Source organism: Citrobacter sp. RHB35-C17 (assembly GCF_013816795.1).
In the GTDB taxonomy this organism is placed as follows: domain Bacteria; phylum Pseudomonadota; class Gammaproteobacteria; order Enterobacterales; family Enterobacteriaceae; genus Citrobacter_A; species Citrobacter_A amalonaticus.
The window spans coordinates 2,502,790-2,520,134 of sequence record NZ_CP057150.1 but is presented as its reverse complement, the minus strand read 5'-3'; the positions used below and the strand labels follow the sequence as shown (position 1 = coordinate 2,520,134).

Below are 17,345 nucleotides of genomic sequence, written 5' to 3'. Positions count from 1 at the left end.
AAAAGCGGCCTCATCAGAGGCCGCTTTTACGTTGTAACAGTTCAGCGAGAATTACGCAGATTTCTTCGCTTTTTTCTCTGCTTTCGGAGCAGCGGCAACTTCTTTCGCCGCTGGGGTGCCTTCAGAGAACTCACGACCGTAGAAGGTATCCAGCAGGATCTGTTTCAGTTCGGAGATCAGCGGGTAGCGCGGGTTAGCGCCGGTGCACTGGTCATCGAATGCATCTTCAGACAGCTTGTCAACGTGAGCCAGGAAGTCAGCTTCCTGAACGCCTGCTTCACGGATTGACTTCGGAATACCCAGTTCAGCTTTCAGGCTTTCCAGCCATGCCAGCAGTTTCTCAATCTTCGCAGCAGTACGGTCGCCCGGTGCGCTCAGACCCAGATGGTCTGCGATTTCAGCATAACGACGGCGTGCCTGCGGACGGTCATACTGGCTGAAGGCAGTCTGTTTGGTCGGGTTGTCGTTCGCGTTGTAGCGAATAACGTTGCTGATCAACAGGGCGTTCGCCAGACCATGCGGAATGTGGAACTGTGAGCCCAGTTTGTGCGCCATGGAGTGACACACGCCGAGGAAGGCGTTCGCAAACGCGATACCGGCGATAGTGGCTGCACTGTGAACACGTTCACGGGCGACCGGGTTTTTAGACCCTTCGTTGTAAGACGCCGGCAGGTTTTCTTTCAGCAGTTTCAGCGCTTGCAGTGCCTGACCATCAGAGAACTCAGAAGCCAGTACGGAAACGTAAGCTTCCAGGGCGTGAGTGACGGCATCCAGACCACCGAAGGCACACAGGGACTTCGGCATGTCCATGACCAGGTTAGCATCGACAATTGCCATATCCGGGGTCAGGGCGTAGTCAGCCAGCGGGTATTTCTGACCGGTCGCATCGTCAGTAACAACCGCAAACGGAGTTACTTCAGAACCGGTACCAGAAGTGGTGGTGACCGCAATCATTTTCGCTTTGACACCCATTTTCGGGAACTTGTAGATACGTTTACGGATGTCCATAAAGCGCAACGCCAGTTCTTCGAAGTGAGTTTCCGGATGTTCGTACATCACCCACATGATTTTCGCGGCGTCCATCGGGGAACCGCCACCCAGCGCAATGATCACGTCAGGTTTGAAGGAGTTTGCCAGCTCTGCACCTTTACGGACAACAGAGAGCGTCGGGTCCGCTTCCACTTCAAAGAACACTTCAGTTTCAACGCCAGCCGCTTTCAGCACAGAGGTGATCTGGTCTGCATAACCGTTGTTGAACAGGAAGCGGTCAGTCACGATGAGCGCACGTTTGTGGCCATCAGTAATCACTTCATCCAGCGCGATTGGCAGTGAGCCACGGCGGAAGTAGATAGATTTCGGAAGTTTGTGCCACAACATGTTTTCAGCTCGCTTAGCAACGGTTTTCTTGTTGATCAGGTGTTTCGGACCAACGTTTTCAGAGATGGAGTTACCACCCCAGGAACCACAACCCAGAGTCAGGGAAGGTGCGAGTTTGAAGTTATACAGGTCACCGATACCACCCTGAGATGCCGGGGTGTTGATCAGGATACGTGCGGTTTTCATCATCTGACCGAAGTAAGCCACGCGCTCCGGCTGGTTGTCCTGGTCGGTGTACAGGCAAGAGGTATGACCGATACCGCCCATCGCCACCAGTTTCTCCGCTTTAATGACCGCGTCTTCAAAATCTTTCGCACGGTACATCGCCAGCGTCGGGGACAGTTTTTCGTGAGCGAACGGTTCGCTCTCATCAACCACTTTCACTTCACCGATCAGGATCTTAGTGGTTTCTGGCACAGTGAAACCTGCCAGTTCAGCGATTTTGTACGCAGGCTGACCTACGATAGCGGCGTTCAGCGCGCCATTTTTCAGGATCACGTCCTGAACCGCTTTCAGTTCTTTGCCTTGCAGCATGTAGCCGCCGTGGCTGGCAAAACGTTCGCGAACGGCATCGTAAACGGAATCAACCACAACAACAGACTGTTCAGAAGCACAGATAACGCCGTTGTCGAAGGTTTTGGACATCAGTACAGAGGCGACTGCACGTTTGATATCAGCGGTTTCATCAATAACCACTGGCGTGTTACCTGCACCCACACCGATAGCGGGTTTACCGGAGCTGTATGCGGCTTTAACCATGCCAGGACCACCAGTCGCCAGAATCAGGTTGATATCCGGGTGGTGCATCAGTGCGTTAGACAGTTCAACGGAAGGTTGATCGATCCAGCCAATCAGATCTTTCGGCGCACCGGCAGCGATAGCAGCCTGCAGTACGATATCGGCCGCTTTGTTGGTAGCATCTTTTGCACGCGGATGCGGAGAAAAGATGATCGCGTTACGGGTTTTCAGGCTAATCAGAGACTTAAAGATTGCCGTAGAGGTTGGGTTAGTGGTTGGTACGATACCGCAGATGATACCAATTGGTTCAGCAATGGTGATGGTCCCGAAGGTGTCGTCTTCAGACAGCACGCCGCAGGTTTTTTCATCTTTGTAAGCGTTATAGATGTATTCAGAAGCAAAGTGGTTTTTAATCACTTTATCTTCGACGATACCCATACCGGATTCGGCAACGGCCATCTTCGCGAGAGGAATTCGAGCATCTGCAGCAGCCAGAGCGGCGGCGCGGAAGATTTTATCAACTTGTTCTTGAGTGAAACTGGCATATTCACGCTGGGCTTTTTTGACGCGCTCGACGAGTGCGTTAAGTTCAGCGACATTAGTAACAGCCATAATGCTCTCCTGATAATGTTAAACTTTTTTAGTAAATCATCTGCTCGATACGTGAGTATAGACAGCGGGCGTTAGTTTGTATAACAGCCAGAAAATCAATTGGTTACTTAACGTTCAGTTTGCTCTGATTTACTAAAAGAGCTTATGCGTCAGCGTCATCTAACTCTAACGCGTTACTTCCAGGTGGCGTAAGCAAGGTTACTCACTTCTGAGTAGCGATTACGTGATCTGGATCAAGATTTAGCAAAGCTGACACCTTTCAGCAGGCCGTTTTAGCCCTAAACGCTAAGTGTTGTGTAATTGTAGTGGTGAATGGGTCTCAAATTATCATAATTAAAACATATTAGTAACACTCAGGAATGGTAGCAATTTTACGTTTGCCCTGGTGAAATGTGCTGTGAAAAGGCGTATCTTCAGCACGGTTTTTACCCGGTTATTTTAACTTACTTTATACGGCTAACGCTTCGGAGCTAACCGTGATCCAAACGCTGTTTGATTTTCCTGTTTATTTTAAATTTTTCATCGGGTTGTTCGCGTTAGTGAACCCGGTTGGGATTATTCCTGTCTTCATCAGTATGACCAGCTACCAGACAGCGGCGGCGCGCAACAAAACGAACCTCACTGCTAACCTGTCCGTTGCGATCATTCTGTGGACCTCGCTATTCCTCGGCGACGGCATTCTGCAACTGTTCGGTATCTCAATTGATTCGTTTCGTATCGCCGGCGGGATCCTTGTGGTCACCATTGCGATGTCGATGATTAGCGGCAAACTGGGTGAGGATAAGCAGAACAAGCAGGAAAAATCAGAAACGGCGATCCGTGAAAGTGTAGGTGTGGTTCCCCTGGCGCTGCCGCTGATGGCAGGCCCCGGCGCGATCAGTTCAACCATTGTGTGGGGAACGCGTTATCACAGTGTGATGTACCTGCTTGGCTTCTTTGTGGCGATTGCGCTTTTTGCCCTGTGCTGTTGGGGACTCTTCCGCATGGCACCGTGGTTGGTGCGTGTTCTGGGCCAAACGGGTATTAACGTGATTACCCGAATTATGGGGCTACTCTTAATGGCGCTGGGCATCGAGTTTATTGTCACCGGTATTAAGGCCATATTTCCAGGACTTTTAAGCTAATTCGCTTTCAGATGAAATATCCCACGGAGCTGTTCACGGCTCCGTCTTTTTTATCATCCCGTCTCGTCACCTTTCTTACTTTCAGTCCCGCCTACCGGGAATCACTGATGCCTCTGTCGGTATTAAGTCCCTTGATTTAACAGTCTTTTTAATCCCTTTGCGAGGCTCTGCATTGTTATTTTGCTCACATCACAATCCGGGGCTTGCTGAAGGATAATTGAGATGATATTAGTTAATTCAATGAACTCGCAGATGAATGTGCTAAAAAATAACCAATTGTTAAATTTTTGTATATTTATACGCCTTTTGCAGAGATCAAGGGTCTCAGACGAATGGGGTATCAATAATTGATTGATTGCTAAGCGATTGTTGTTATTTTGCTTGTTTCGGAACGTTCCGCCGGAACGCAATTTTTACTCTAAAAGAGAATTGCTTAACAAATCTGTAAATTGTATTGGCGGTTAATAAATGCTTTTGTTACTTTCCGACAGTTCATATTGCAGCGGATTGCTTGTTGATGAGAATAAATATCAACTAAGCAGTCTGGCCACTATTCATGCGCCCCCTGACAGGGGAGGTGCATAACGAATCGACGTAAGGTGATCAAACGAATCGCCAGAATAAATAAAGTCGGTGATAGCAGGCAGTAAACGACCTGGCAGCTGAAAGTCTCCGAAGCTGATCAGAGATCCCTGACGGGATTAACAGGCTGGTGATAAAACCAGTAATTATAATGAGGGAGTACAAACACAATGACCAACACGAAGAAAAGTTTAGTGGCGGCAGGAATTTTAACTGCGCTCATCGCCGGAAATATCGCGACAGCTGCCGTCGTCCCCGCAGGTGTGCAACTGGCGGAAAAGCAGACGCTGGTGCGAAATAATGGTTCGGAAGTTCAGTCTCTCGATCCGCATAAAATCGAAGGGGTGCCGGAATCCAATATCAGCCGCGATCTGTTTGAAGGCTTAATCATCAGTGACGTCGACGGTAAACCGTCTCCGGGCGTGGCTGAGAAATGGGAAAATAAAGATTTTAAAGTCTGGACATTCCATCTGCGCAAAGATGCAAAATGGTCTGATGGCTCACCGGTGACGGCCCACGATTTTGTTTACAGCTGGCAACGTCTGGCGAATCCGAATACCGCATCCCCGTACGCCAGTTATCTGCAGTATGGTCATATTGTCAATATTGATGACATCGTTGCCGGCAAGAAACCGCCAACCGATCTTGGCGTTAAAGCCATTGATGATAATACCTTTGAAGTGACCCTCAGCGAGCCTGTACCTTATTTCTACAAACTGCTGGTGCACTCATCCGTTTCCCCGGTTCCTAAAGCCGCCGTTGAAAAATACGGTGAGAAGTGGACTCAGCCAGCCAATATCATCACCAACGGTGCGTATAAGCTGAAAGACTGGGTGGTTAACGAGCATATCGTGCTCGAGCGCAATCCTAATTACTGGGACAACGCCAAAACGGTCATTAATCAGGTGACGTACCTGCCGATCGCATCAGAGGTGACAGACGTTAACCGTTACCGCAGCGGTGAAATCGACATGACCTATAACAACATGCCGATTGAACTGTTCCAGAAACTGAAAAAAGAGATCCCGAACGAAGTTCACGTTGACCCGTATCTGTGCACCTACTATTACGAAATCAATAACCAGAAAGCACCGTTTACGGATGTCCGCGTGCGTACCGCGCTTAAGCTGGCGCTGGACCGCGATATTATCGTTAATAAAGTGAAAAACCAGGGCGACCTGCCGGCATACAGCTTCACGCCTCCGTATACTGACGGCGCAAAACTGGCTGAACCAGAATGGTTTGGCTGGACGCAGGAAAAACGTAACGAAGAAGCGAAAAAATTACTGGCCGAAGCCGGATATACCGCTGATAAACCGTTGACCTTCAACCTGCTGTATAACACGTCCGATCTGCACAAGAAACTGGCTATCGCCGCGGCGTCCATCTGGAAGAAAAACTTAGGTGTGAACGTCAAGCTGGAAAACCAGGAATGGAAAACCTTCCTCGATACGCGTCATCAGGGCAACTATGATGTTTCTCGTGCGGCCTGGTGTGCGGATTACAACGAACCGACCTCCTTCCTGAACATGGTGTTGTCTGACAGCTCAAACAACACGACGCATTATAAGAGCCCGGCGTTTGACAAGATCCTTGCCGATGCGCTGAAAGCAACGAATGAAGAGCAGCGTACTGAGCTTTACGGCAAAGCCGAGCAGCAGCTTGATAAAGATTCTGCGATTGTGCCGGTGTTCTACTACGTCAACGCCCGTCTGGTGAAACCGTGGGTGGGTGGTTATACCGGTAAAGACCCGATGGATAATATCCACGTCAAAGATTTGTATATTATCAAGCATTAATGGCAAAGGGTGGGGCAGCAGACGTTGCCCCACAGTGTCTTTTTTCGTCGACTCTCAACACCTCTCATTAGCGGTTCTGCGTAAAGAGGTGTAAAGGCACACGCCAGAAGGTACGGGCAATGTTGAAATTTATTCTACGCCGCTGTCTGGAAGCAATTCCGACGCTGTTTATTCTTATTACCATTTCGTTCTTTATGATGCGTCTTGCGCCGGGAAGTCCCTTCACCGGCGAACGCGCGCTGCCGGCAGAAGTTCTGGCAAACATTGAAGCGAAATACCATCTTAACGACCCTATCATGACCCAGTATTTCAGCTATCTGAAGCAACTGGCGCACGGTGATTTCGGTCCTTCTTTTAAATACAAAGATTATACGGTTAACGACCTGGTCGCTTCGAGTTTTCCGGTATCGGCGAAACTGGGCCTTGCCGCCTTTTTTCTGGCCGTGATCCTCGGGGTGAGCGCTGGCGTAATTGCCGCGTTGAAGCAAAACACGCGATGGGACTATGCGGTCATGGGGGTGGCGATGACCGGGGTGGTCATACCGAGCTTTGTGGTCGCGCCTCTGCTGGTCATGATATTTGCGATCACCCTCAAATGGTTGCCGGGTGGCGGCTGGAACGGTGGGGCGCTGAAATTTATGATCCTGCCGATGGTGGCGTTATCACTGGCCTATATTGCCAGTATTGCGCGTATCACCCGTGGCTCAATGATTGAAGTGCTGCACTCAAACTTCATTCGCACCGCGCGAGCGAAAGGGCTGCCGATGCGCCGTATTATTTTCCGCCATGCGTTGAAACCGGCGTTACTCCCGGTGCTCTCCTATATGGGACCGGCATTTGTCGGGATTATCACAGGTTCAATGGTCATTGAGACAATCTATGGTTTGCCGGGGATTGGTCAGCTGTTTGTTAACGGCGCGCTGAACCGCGATTACTCGCTGGTTCTCAGCCTGACGATCCTCGTGGGGACATTGACCATTGTCTTTAATGCGATTGTTGACGTGCTCTATGCCGTCATCGACCCGAAAATTCGTTACTGATACTGGAGCTCGCGATGATGTTAGGTAAGAAAAACAGCGAAGCGCTGGAGAATTTCAGTGAGAAGCTGGAGGTCGAGGGGCGCAGCCTGTGGCAGGATGCTCGCCGTCGTTTTATGCATAACCGCGCTGCGGTTGCCAGTCTGATTGTGTTGGTGGTGATTGCGCTGTTCGTGACGCTTGCACCGATGCTGTCGCAGTTCACCTACTTCGATACCGACTGGGGCATGATGTCCAGCGCGCCGGATAGCGAGTCTGGTCACTATTTTGGTACCGACTCCTCTGGACGCGACCTGCTGGTGCGCGTGGCGATTGGCGGGCGGATCTCGCTGATGGTCGGCATCGCGGCCGCGCTCGTTGCGGTGGTCGTGGGGACGCTGTACGGCTCGCTTTCAGGCTATCTGGGCGGCAAAATCGACTCGGTGATGATGCGCCTGCTGGAAATCCTCAACTCCTTCCCGTTTATGTTCTTCGTTATCCTGCTGGTCACCTTCTTCGGGCAAAATATTCTGCTGATTTTTGTGGCGATCGGGATGGTTTCCTGGCTGGATATGGCGCGTATTGTGCGCGGGCAAACCCTGAGCCTGAAGCGGAAAGAATTTATTGAAGCCGCGCAGGTGGGCGGCGTGTCGACCGGTAACATCGTCCTGCGTCATATTGTGCCTAACGTGCTGGGCGTGGTGGTGGTGTACGCCTCCTTGCTGGTGCCAAGCATGATCCTGTTCGAATCGTTCCTCAGCTTCCTGGGGCTGGGGACGCAGGAGCCGCTGAGCAGTTGGGGCGCGTTGCTGAGCGATGGCGCCAACTCGATGGAAGTGTCGCCGTGGCTACTGCTGTTCCCGGCCGCTTTTCTGGTGGTGACGTTGTTCTGTTTTAACTTTATTGGCGATGGCTTGCGTGATGCCCTCGACCCGAAAGACCGTTAAGGAGTGCAGCCATGAGCGTAATTGAAACTGCAGGCGTGCCGTTCGCGCAGCAAAGGGCTAACGCACTGCTGGACGTAAAAGATCTTCGTGTGACGTTCAGTACCCCGGACGGTGATGTCACCGCGGTGAATGATTTGAACTTTACGCTGCGCGCCGGAGAAACCCTCGGCATCGTCGGTGAGTCTGGTTCAGGTAAATCACAGACCGCGTTTGCGTTGATGGGGCTGCTGGCCGCGAATGGCCGGATAGGCGGTTCGGCGACGTTTAGCGGCCGCGAGATCCTCAATCTGCCGGAGTACGAACTGAATAAGCTGCGCGCCGAGCAAATCTCGATGATTTTTCAGGACCCGATGACCTCGCTGAATCCCTACATGCGTGTCGGGGAGCAACTGATGGAAGTGCTGATGCTGCATAAAAGCATGAGCAAAGCGGAGGCGTTTGAAGAGTCGGTCAGAATGCTGGATGCGGTCAAAATGCCGGAAGCGCGTAAGCGGATGAAAATGTTCCCGCATGAATTTTCCGGCGGTATGCGTCAGCGCGTGATGATCGCAATGGCGCTGCTGTGCCGGCCGAAGTTACTGATTGCCGACGAACCGACGACCGCCCTGGATGTTACCGTGCAGGCGCAAATCATGACGCTTCTCAATGAACTGAAGCGTGAATTCAACACCGCCATCATCATGATTACCCACGATCTTGGGGTGGTGGCCGGGATTTGCGACAAAGTGCTGGTGATGTATGCCGGTCGGACGATGGAATACGGTAATGCCCGCGATGTCTTTTATCAGCCCGTTCATCCTTATTCGATTGGTCTTCTCAATGCGGTGCCGCGCCTGGATGGCGAAGGTGACGAGATGCTGACGATTCCGGGGAACCCGCCCAACTTACTGCGTCTGCCGAAAGGCTGTCCGTTCCAGCCGCGCTGTCCGCATGCGATGGAGATTTGTAGCACCACTCCGCCGCTGGAGGAGTTCAGTCCAGGTCGCCTGCGCGCCTGCTTTAAACCGGTGGAGGATCTGGCATGAACGCTGTAGATGAAAAACGTAAAGTCCTCCTGGAAATCGCCGATCTGAAGGTGCATTTCGATATTAAAGATGGCAAGCAGTGGTTCTGGCAGCCCTCAAAAACGCTGAAGGCGGTCGATGGCGTGACGCTGCGGCTGTATGAAGGAGAGACGCTGGGGGTCGTTGGCGAATCCGGCTGCGGGAAGTCGACCTTTGCCCGGGCCATTATCGGGCTGGTAAAAGCGACCGATGGTCGGGTGGCATGGTTGGGTAAAGACCTGCTGGGGATGAACCCCGATGAATGGCGGGACGTTCGCAGTGATATTCAGATGATTTTCCAGGATCCGCTGGCGTCGCTGAACCCTCGCATGACCATTGGTGAAATCATCGCTGAACCGCTGCGAACCTATCATCCGAAATTACCGCGTCAGGAAGTGCGCGATCGGGTGAAAGCGATGATGATGAAGGTGGGCTTACTGCCAAACCTGATTAACCGCTATCCGCATGAGTTTTCGGGCGGTCAGTGCCAGCGTATCGGGATTGCCCGGGCGTTGATTCTGGAGCCGAAGCTGATCATCTGCGATGAGCCGGTCTCCGCGTTGGACGTGTCAATTCAGGCGCAGGTCGTCAACCTCTTGCAGCAGCTTCAGCGGGAAATGGGGCTGTCGCTGATCTTCATCGCCCATGACCTGGCGGTCGTAAAACATATCTCTGATCGCGTGCTGGTGATGTATCTGGGTCATGCCGTGGAACTGGGGACCTATGACGAGGTCTATCACAACCCACTGCATCCCTACACTAAAGCGCTGATGTCGGCGGTACCGATTCCCGATCCCGATCTGGAAAAGAACAAGACGATTCAGCTACTGGAAGGGGAATTGCCGTCACCGATTAACCCGCCGTCAGGCTGTGTATTCCGTACCCGTTGTCCGATAGCCGGCCCGGAGTGTGCGAAAACGCGTCCGGTACTGGAAGGCAGTTTCCGGCATGCGGTTTCCTGCCTTAAAGTAGACCCGCTATAATCGCAAGGGCTGACAAACTGTCAGCCCTTCTTTTCGCAGAGGTTATCGTGTCGTTTTCCTTGTCATCGCTTCGCAGGCAGATTTATCACCGCTTGTTCGATCTGAACACCCGCTCAGGGCGACGGGGCGAGGGGTTATGTGCTCTGTTCGCGCTGTTGAGCGTGCTGGTTATTTTTATTGAATCGGGCCTTGGCACGCAATATCACCTGACGCTTGATGAGTGGCATATTTTTGTCTGGCTTGAACTCATCATCACGCTGGTCTTTACGCTGGAATATTTGCTGCGTTTAGTGAGCTGGCCGAATCCGGCGAAATATGTCTTCAGCTTCTGGGGCTTAATTGATTTAGCGACTATTCTGCCGTTGTATGTGATGTGGCTGTGGCCGGAAATCAGCCTCAATTACGTTTTTGCCTGGCGGGCTATGCGGGCCATTCGTATCCTGCGGATCCTTAAGCTGTTGCGTTTTATGCCTTCATTACGGGTATTCTGGCGGGCGATTATGAGTGCCCGGCATCAACTGATTCTGTTTTATTCGTTTATCGGCATTTTGATGATTATTTTCGGCACGCTGATGTATCTCATCGAAGGACCGGAATATGGATTCACCACGCTGAATGCGTCGGTCTACTGGGCGATTGTGACCGTCACGACGGTTGGGTATGGCGATATTTCGCCACATACGCCATTGGGGCGGATTGTGGCATCAGTCCTGATTTTGATTGGCTATTCAGTGATTGCCATTCCTACTGGGTTGATTACCACGCATATGAGCATGGCGTTTCAAAGGCGGAATCAACAGCGCCAGTGCCCACAGTGCCAGCAGAGCCAGCATGAGCATAGCGCGAAATTTTGTAACCACTGCGGCAGTAAATTGCCGGACTAAGTAAAAAGAGCCGCGATTGCGGCTCTTGTCTTTGATTATTCGCGCCAGAGAATATGGCAGAGCTTGTGATTTTTTTCGCGACACAGCAACACGCGGGCAAAAATATCGTTGATCTCGCCGTCTTCACTGTCTGCCAGACCAATCACCACTTCGGCAAAGAAGTCCGGGTTCAGGTCATAATCCACGTGATCCTGCCAGTCTTCTGACGGATCAAATAACTCTGCGCCGCCGCGCTCCTCAAACTGCAGGTTGAACAGAATAATGTCCGCCGGGTCGAGGTTATCGGCCGCCAGTTCGAGAAAAATATCGTAAGCCTGCTCAAGCGTTTCGTCTTCAGTCAGGCGATTGTTCAGATCCATATCCATAGTGACTACCTGTTTACCGTCTCTTGGGCACGTTTTACAGCAACGGACTGAAGAAGTAAAACAGTCGCTCGGTGATCCGCTGCCAGAGCGGGCGTTTTAGCCACAAATTCGCGTCCAGCAGGCGAGAACGGGAGATATAATCGTCCTGCACAGCCGCCAGATCGCCGCCGAATCCGACGTCATCAATCACCAGCGTGATCTCAAAATTCAGCCACAGACTGCGCATATCCAGATTCACGGTCCCGACCAGACTGAGTTCTCCATCGACCAGTACGCTCTTGGTATGCAACAGACCGCCTTCGAACTGATAAATTTTCACCCCGGCCGCTAACAGCTCGGTAAAGAAGGCGCGGCTGGCCCAGCCAACCAGGAGTGAATCGTTCTTGCGTGGCAGAATAATACTGACGTCCACACCGCGCTGCGCCGCTGTACAGATGGCATGCAGCAAATCGTCGCTCGGCACGAAGTAGGGGGTAGTCATAATTAAATATTCACGCGCCGAATAAGCCGCCGTCAGCAGCGCCTGGTGTATCAGATCTTCCGGAAAGCCTGGGCCGGAAGCGATGGTATGAATTGTGTGTCCGCTGGCCTCTTCGAACGGCATTATGTTGACGTCCGGCGGCGGAGGCAGAATGCGTTTGCCGGTTTCAATCTCCCAGTCGCAGGAATAGACGATGCCCATTGCGGTTGCGACCGGACCTTCCATCCGCGCCATCAGATCCACCCACTGACCGACGCCCGCATCCTGTTTGAAAAAGCGCGGATCCACCATATTCATACTACCGGTATAAGCAATATAGTTATCAATCATCACCATTTTGCGGTGCTGACGCAGGTCCATGCGACGCAGGAACACACGGAACAGGTTAACCTTCAGCGCTTCGACCACTTCGATACCGGCGTTGCGCATCATCGCCGCCCAGGGGCTGCGGAAGAAAGCGACGCTACCGGCAGAGTCCAGCATGAGTCGGCAATGGATCCCGCGTCGTGCGGCAGCCATCAGGGATTCCGCCACCTGATCCGCCATACCGCCAGGTTGCCAGATATAGAACACCATTTCGATGTTATGTCGTGCCAACTGAATATCGCGGATCAGCGCCTGCATCACATCGTCAGAATCGGTGAGCAACTGGAGTTGGTTGCCTTTAACCCCCGCGATGCCCTGGCGACGCTCACAGAGTTTGAACAGCGAAGCGGCGACGCTGCTGTTCTCTTCGGCAAAGATATGTTTGCAGGCTTTAAGATCGTTCAGCCACTTTGCGGTGGATGGCCACATTGCGCGAGCGCGTTCTGCCCGACGCTTGCCCAGATGCAGTTCCCCGAAGGATAAATAAGCAATAATTCCGACCAACGGCAGAATATAAATGATCAGCAGCCAGGCCATCGCAGAAGGAACCGCGCGACGTTTCATTAAAATACGTAATGTTACACCGGCAATGAGCACCCAGTAGCCCAGAATGACCAGCCAACTCACCACCGTGTAGAAGGTTGTCATAGATTAAAAATCCTTTTGAAAGCGTATTGTTATGAGTTTACGCGTCATGATAAATCTGGCAAATAAAAACACGGCAAAAGCGCTAGCCTGCCTGTCTGTGGGGGGTATAATGCCCATTCTTGCACTGTAAGAGTAGGTATCATGAAGCGGAGTAGAACGGAAGTGGGACGCTGGCGGATGCTGCGTCAGGCCAGTCGCCGTAAAGCGCGTTGGCTTGAAGGACAGTCGCGTCGGAATATGCGGATCCACTCAATCAGAAAATGTGTCCTGAATCAGCAACGTAATTCGCTGCTGTTTGCGATCCATAGCCTCTGAGTGAACAGGGCACCGCATGCGGTGCCCAATGAACACGTCTTTCAGAACGTCTTCTTAAAGGGTTTCACTGAAACCTGCGCGTAAACCCCGGCGGCAACATACGGGTCAGCCTCGGCCCAGGATTGCGCCTCTTCCAGTGAGTCAAATTCAGCAATCACCGTGGAGCCGGTAAAACCTGCCGCACCGGGATCGTTACTATCTACCGCTGGCATGGGGCCTGCAGTCAGGAGACGTCCTTCGTCGTGAAGCAACTGTAGTCGTGCCAGATGCGCGGGGCGGACGGAAAGACGCTTTTCAAGTGAATTCGGGTTATCTTGCGCGTAGATGACATAAAGCACGGATAGGGCTCCTTGTTCGGTAAAAGTGCTAAATACGTTATTTGAAAGGCCTCTTTACTGCAACGCAAAGATGACAGCCTTGTTAAGGCCGTACAATTGTCAGGGAATTTTTAGGAGAAAAATGGCGCTTATGGCGATGGCTTATTGAATATGATTGCTATTTGCATTTAAAATTGGGGCCTGGTTTTTCAACTGAAACGATTATGACTTCAATGACCCTTGATTTACCTCGTCGCTTTCCCTGGCCGACGCTACTTTCTGTCGGCATTCATGGCGCTTTAGTGGCGGGACTCTTGTATACCTCGGTACATCAGGTTATTGAATTGCCTGCCCCTGCGCAGCCCATCTCCGTAACGATGGTTTCGCCAGCCGACCTGGAACCGCCGCAGGCTGTCCAGCCGCCGCCGGAACCGGTTGTCGAGCCTGAACCTGAGCCGGAACCGATTCCCGAACCGCCCAAAGAGGCGCCGGTTGTTATCGAGAAACCGAAGCTTAAACCTAAGCCCAAACCGAAACCGGTGAAAAAGGTACAGGAGCAGCCGAAGCGTGATGTCAAACCTGCCGAGCCGCGTCCGGCGTCGCCGTTTGAGAATACCGCGCCTTCGCGTCCGGCCACCAGCAGCGCGCCGGCAACCAGCAAGCCGACAGTGAGCGTTCCGGCAGGTCCACGTGCGTTAACGCGTAACCAGCCGCAGTATCCTGCGCGCGCTCAGGCATTACGCATTGAGGGGCGGGTAAAAGTGAAGTTTGATGTTACGTCCGATGGCCGGGTGGACAACGTACAAATCGTGTCAGCGCAACCGGCTAACATGTTTGAACGTGAAGTGAAGAATGCGATGCGCAGATGGCGCTATGAAGCCGGTAAACCGGGTTCAGGGCTGGTCGTGAATATCGTCTTCCGTCTGAACGGCACCACGCAAATCGAATGATCATCTGGTGATAACGTAAAAGCCTCCGTAATGGAGGCTTTTTTGTATTTATTCTACCGGTAGCGGGCGGGGTTTACCGTCTGGATCTACCGCGACGTAGATAAACAGTGCCTCTGTCGCTTTGTAGCGCTGGCCAATTGGCTCTGACGCCACTTTCTTGACCCAGACTTCAATATTGATGCTGACGGAAGTGGTTCCGCGCTTCACACAACGGGCGTAGCAACATACCACATCGCCGACGGCAACCGGACGCAGAAAGCTCATTCCTTCCACGCGGACGGTCACCACGCGACCATGGGCAATCTCTTTGGCCTGAATAGCACCGCCAATATCCATCTGCGACATCAGCCAGCCGCCAAAAATATCACCGTTGGCATTGGTATCGGCAGGCATAGCCAGTGTGCGTAAAACCAGTTCGCCCTGCGGGGCGTGAGTTGTTGTTGTCATTGTAAAACCGACTGTAGAAAAAAATTTCAGGCGCGATGCTACTATGATTTTAGCATGGAGAACAGAGGGGAAACGCCCGCGAGACGGGCGTTTGGGTGATTAGAATGACATCGTTACGCCCGCATAGTAAGCGCGTCCGGGTTCGTTGTAGGTTGAGGCGCCATCGTTTTCACGATAGATCCGCTTGTCGAAGAGGTTACTGATCCCGGCATTCAGGCGCAGGTTTTTCGTCATCTGGTAATTAGCGCCGAGTCCGACAACCGCGTAGGCACCCATCTCCTTATCCGACATGGCACCCTTTTCGTTGCGCGTTTCAGCATACTCGCGCGGTTTTTGTCGACCGTACTGCGTCCACTGTAGCTGCGTGGAAAGCTTGTCGTTCACCTGCCAGTCGAGCAGGGTATTAATGGTGTATTTCGGGATCACGGAGAGCGGGTTACCGGTGTCCTTGTTCTCTGATTTGATCATATACGTCGCGTTTGTGCGCCAGCTTAACGTTTCCGGCACCAGCGGAATCACCACGTTACCTTCCAGACCTTCGACAATCGCTTTGCCACCATTTTCCCATTGCAGGATGTTATTTCCGTTGGAGGCGTAACCGATAATATCGGTCCCGGCGACGATTTTATTCTTATAGTCATTACGGAACCAGGTGATTCCCGCATCCCACCCAGCGTAATTAAATTCCAGGCCGATCTCTTTGTTAATACTGATTTCCGGGTCCAGATCCGGATTACCCAGCAGATAACAACTGCCGGTGGCGATAGTATTCGGACACCCGTTGCCGCGTGTGGAGAGCAAATATCCCTCGCTGGACTGATACAGGTTTGGCGCTTTAAAGACGCGCGCAATCCCGGCTTTCAGCTTAAACAGATCGCCCAGTTCCTGCGACATATTCAGACTGGGGCTCCAGTTGCTGCCAAATTCGTCGTGATAGTCAAAACGGATCCCCGGAATAATATCCGTGCCAGGCCGCGCTTCGATATTATCTTCCAGATATATACCGGTGAGCGTGGCGCTATTTTTGGAACTGCGACTGGAGGCGTCACCGGAGACATTGCCAATTTGCACGCCGGATGCGCTGGTGGCCTGCATAGACGCCGGATCGTTGAGTTCGTCACGGTTCCACTCCGCACCCACCGTCAGGGTTTGATCAACCAGCCAGAAGACAGGGATGTTGAGTTCTCCGGAAGAACGATAAGATTCCAGGCGGCTGGTGGCGTATTCGGTGTTATTGATCATCCCTTCCACTTTACCGGTAGAGCCTTCCTGCATTCGGGTGTTATTGGTTTTTTCGTAGTAGACGCCGAATGTAGACTGCCCCCAGTCCCAGATGCCGTTATGCGTCAGCCCCCACGACTGACGATACATCCGGTTAGTTTCATCGCCGTAAAGGGTACTGACCAGCCCGTCAGGACTGACGTTAGCGTTGCTATACTGGGTATCCCCGGCATAGATATTGCCCTGACGACTGTAGCTGTAGTCAAAATCGACAATTTGCTGTGACGTCAGTTTCCAGGAGAGCAGGGCGTTGATGTCTTTATTGCGCACCCCTTCGTGCCCTGCGGCATAGGATCCATTTTGCCGGGTATTGATATCCGCCGCATCGGCGTCAGTTTTGTTGATGTTGCCATACAAACGCATGGTGAGAACATCGTCAATGAGCGGGCCGCTCAGATTGACGTTCGCTCGCCTGGTGGCACCTTCTTTGCTGTTCTCGGGCTGGTTGGTATAAAGAGACAGCGAGCCATGCCAGTCGTTCGTTGGCCGTTTAGTGATGATATTTACGACGCCACCCGCCGCGCCGGAACCGTAACGTGCCGCTGCCGGGCCGCGCAGCACCTCAATACGCTCGACCATCTCTGCCGGTACCCAGTTTGTGTCACCACGGGTATCACGCTCCCCGCGCCAGCTATAGCGCACCGAGTTTCGCGAGGTGACCGGTACGCCGTCAATCAGGATCAGCGTGTTTTCCGGACCCATGCCGCGAATATCAATCTGACGGTTATTTCCCCGACTGCCGCTGGCGCTGTTGCCCGTCAGGTTCACACCGGGCATGGTGCGAATAATATCGGAGAGGTCGTTGACCGGTGGGGATTTTTCAATGTCTTTGGCGGTGATAATAGAAACACCGGGTTGTTGCTTGAGAGCTTCTTCGGCGGTGGCCTGGACGACCATCGTTTCACCGTCGTTCAGAACGTCGTCTGCGGCGAATGCATTTCCGCTTAATGCTGTGGCAATCAAAAGCGCCAGAGGGCGTGGAGAAATTTTTGTTATCGTATTCATCAACTGACATCCCAATTGTAAAAATTCGATACGGAATATCAATGATAATTATTCTCATTTCAATG

Annotated in this window: 15 protein-coding genes; 9 read left to right on the top strand and 6 right to left on the bottom strand. The window is 52.2% G+C overall.

Features of this window, described 5'->3' with window-relative positions; genetic code table 11:
- Positions 1-51 precede the first annotated feature (51 nt).
- Positions 52-2,727, bottom strand: coding sequence for a bifunctional acetaldehyde-CoA/alcohol dehydrogenase (adhE, locus tag HVZ37_RS11905; RefSeq protein ID WP_043000504.1), 2,676 nt, complete (start codon positions 2,725-2,727; stop codon positions 52-54).
- Between the two features lie 476 nt (positions 2,728-3,203).
- On the opposite strand from adhE, the gene ychE reads away from it, so the two are divergent.
- From ychE to HVZ37_RS11870, 7 genes are all read left to right on the top strand, one after another.
- Entirely contained in the window at positions 3,204-3,851 is a 648-nt protein-coding gene (ychE, locus tag HVZ37_RS11900; protein ID WP_043000505.1) for an NAAT family transporter YchE, read from the top strand.
- Positions 3,852-4,603: 752 nt separating this feature from the next.
- A complete protein-coding gene (gene oppA, locus HVZ37_RS11895) occupies positions 4,604-6,232 on the top strand; it encodes an oligopeptide ABC transporter substrate-binding protein OppA (RefSeq protein WP_181627541.1) in 1,629 nt (542 codons plus the stop codon).
- A gap of 119 nt (positions 6,233-6,351) precedes the next feature.
- On the top strand, positions 6,352-7,272 hold the full coding sequence (gene oppB, locus HVZ37_RS11890) for an oligopeptide ABC transporter permease OppB (protein WP_043000507.1): 921 nt from the start codon (positions 6,352-6,354) through the stop codon (positions 7,270-7,272).
- A gap of 14 nt (positions 7,273-7,286) precedes the next feature.
- Entirely contained in the window at positions 7,287-8,195 is a 909-nt protein-coding gene (gene oppC, locus HVZ37_RS11885; RefSeq protein WP_043000508.1) for an oligopeptide ABC transporter permease OppC, read from the top strand.
- Positions 8,196-8,206: 11 nt separating this feature from the next.
- Entirely contained in the window at positions 8,207-9,220 is a 1,014-nt protein-coding gene (gene oppD / locus HVZ37_RS11880) for a murein tripeptide/oligopeptide ABC transporter ATP-binding protein OppD (RefSeq protein ID WP_090050383.1), read from the top strand.
- Positions 9,217-10,221 carry a murein tripeptide/oligopeptide ABC transporter ATP-binding protein OppF gene (oppF, locus tag HVZ37_RS11875; RefSeq protein WP_043000510.1) on the top strand — a complete coding sequence of 335 codons (1,005 nt, stop codon included), beginning with the start codon at positions 9,217-9,219 and terminating at the stop codon, positions 10,219-10,221. The genes oppD and oppF overlap by 4 nt, the downstream gene beginning before the upstream one ends.
- 47 nt (positions 10,222-10,268) lie before the next feature.
- A complete protein-coding gene (locus tag HVZ37_RS11870; RefSeq protein WP_044267190.1) occupies positions 10,269-11,105 on the top strand; it encodes an ion transporter in 837 nt (278 codons plus the stop codon).
- Positions 11,106-11,140: 35 nt separating this feature from the next.
- Here the strand turns inward: HVZ37_RS11870 and HVZ37_RS11865 are convergent, their stop codons facing one another.
- On the bottom strand, positions 11,141-11,470 hold the full coding sequence (locus HVZ37_RS11865; protein WP_043000512.1) for an HI1450 family dsDNA-mimic protein: 330 nt from the start codon (positions 11,468-11,470) through the stop codon (positions 11,141-11,143).
- 34 nt (positions 11,471-11,504) lie between these two features.
- Positions 11,505-12,965, bottom strand: a complete 1,461-nt coding sequence (cls, locus tag HVZ37_RS11860; protein ID WP_043000513.1) for a cardiolipin synthase — start codon at positions 12,963-12,965, stop codon at positions 11,505-11,507.
- 141 nt (positions 12,966-13,106) lie between these two features.
- Between cls and HVZ37_RS11855 the strand changes: the two genes are divergently transcribed.
- Positions 13,107-13,280 carry a YciY family protein gene (locus tag HVZ37_RS11855; protein WP_086512586.1) on the top strand — a complete coding sequence of 58 codons (174 nt, stop codon included), beginning with the start codon at positions 13,107-13,109 and terminating at the stop codon, positions 13,278-13,280.
- A 41-nt stretch (positions 13,281-13,321) separates the two neighbouring features.
- Here the strand turns inward: HVZ37_RS11855 and HVZ37_RS11850 are convergent, their stop codons facing one another.
- Positions 13,322-13,618, bottom strand: a complete 297-nt coding sequence (locus tag HVZ37_RS11850; RefSeq protein WP_043000514.1) for a YciI family protein — start codon at positions 13,616-13,618, stop codon at positions 13,322-13,324.
- A 212-nt stretch (positions 13,619-13,830) separates the two neighbouring features.
- Between HVZ37_RS11850 and tonB the strand changes: the two genes are divergently transcribed.
- Complete coding sequence (tonB, locus tag HVZ37_RS11845; RefSeq protein WP_181628480.1) at positions 13,831-14,547, top strand: TonB system transport protein TonB; 717 nt, start codon at positions 13,831-13,833, stop codon at positions 14,545-14,547.
- 48 nt (positions 14,548-14,595) lie between these two features.
- Here tonB and yciA read toward each other — a convergent pair whose 3' ends face one another.
- On the bottom strand, positions 14,596-14,994 hold the full coding sequence (yciA, locus tag HVZ37_RS11840) for an acyl-CoA thioester hydrolase YciA (protein ID WP_043000515.1): 399 nt from the start codon (positions 14,992-14,994) through the stop codon (positions 14,596-14,598).
- Positions 14,995-15,093: 99 nt separating this feature from the next.
- Entirely contained in the window at positions 15,094-17,280 is a 2,187-nt protein-coding gene (locus tag HVZ37_RS11835) for a TonB-dependent siderophore receptor (RefSeq protein ID WP_181627540.1), read from the bottom strand.
- Positions 17,281-17,345 lie beyond the last annotated feature (65 nt).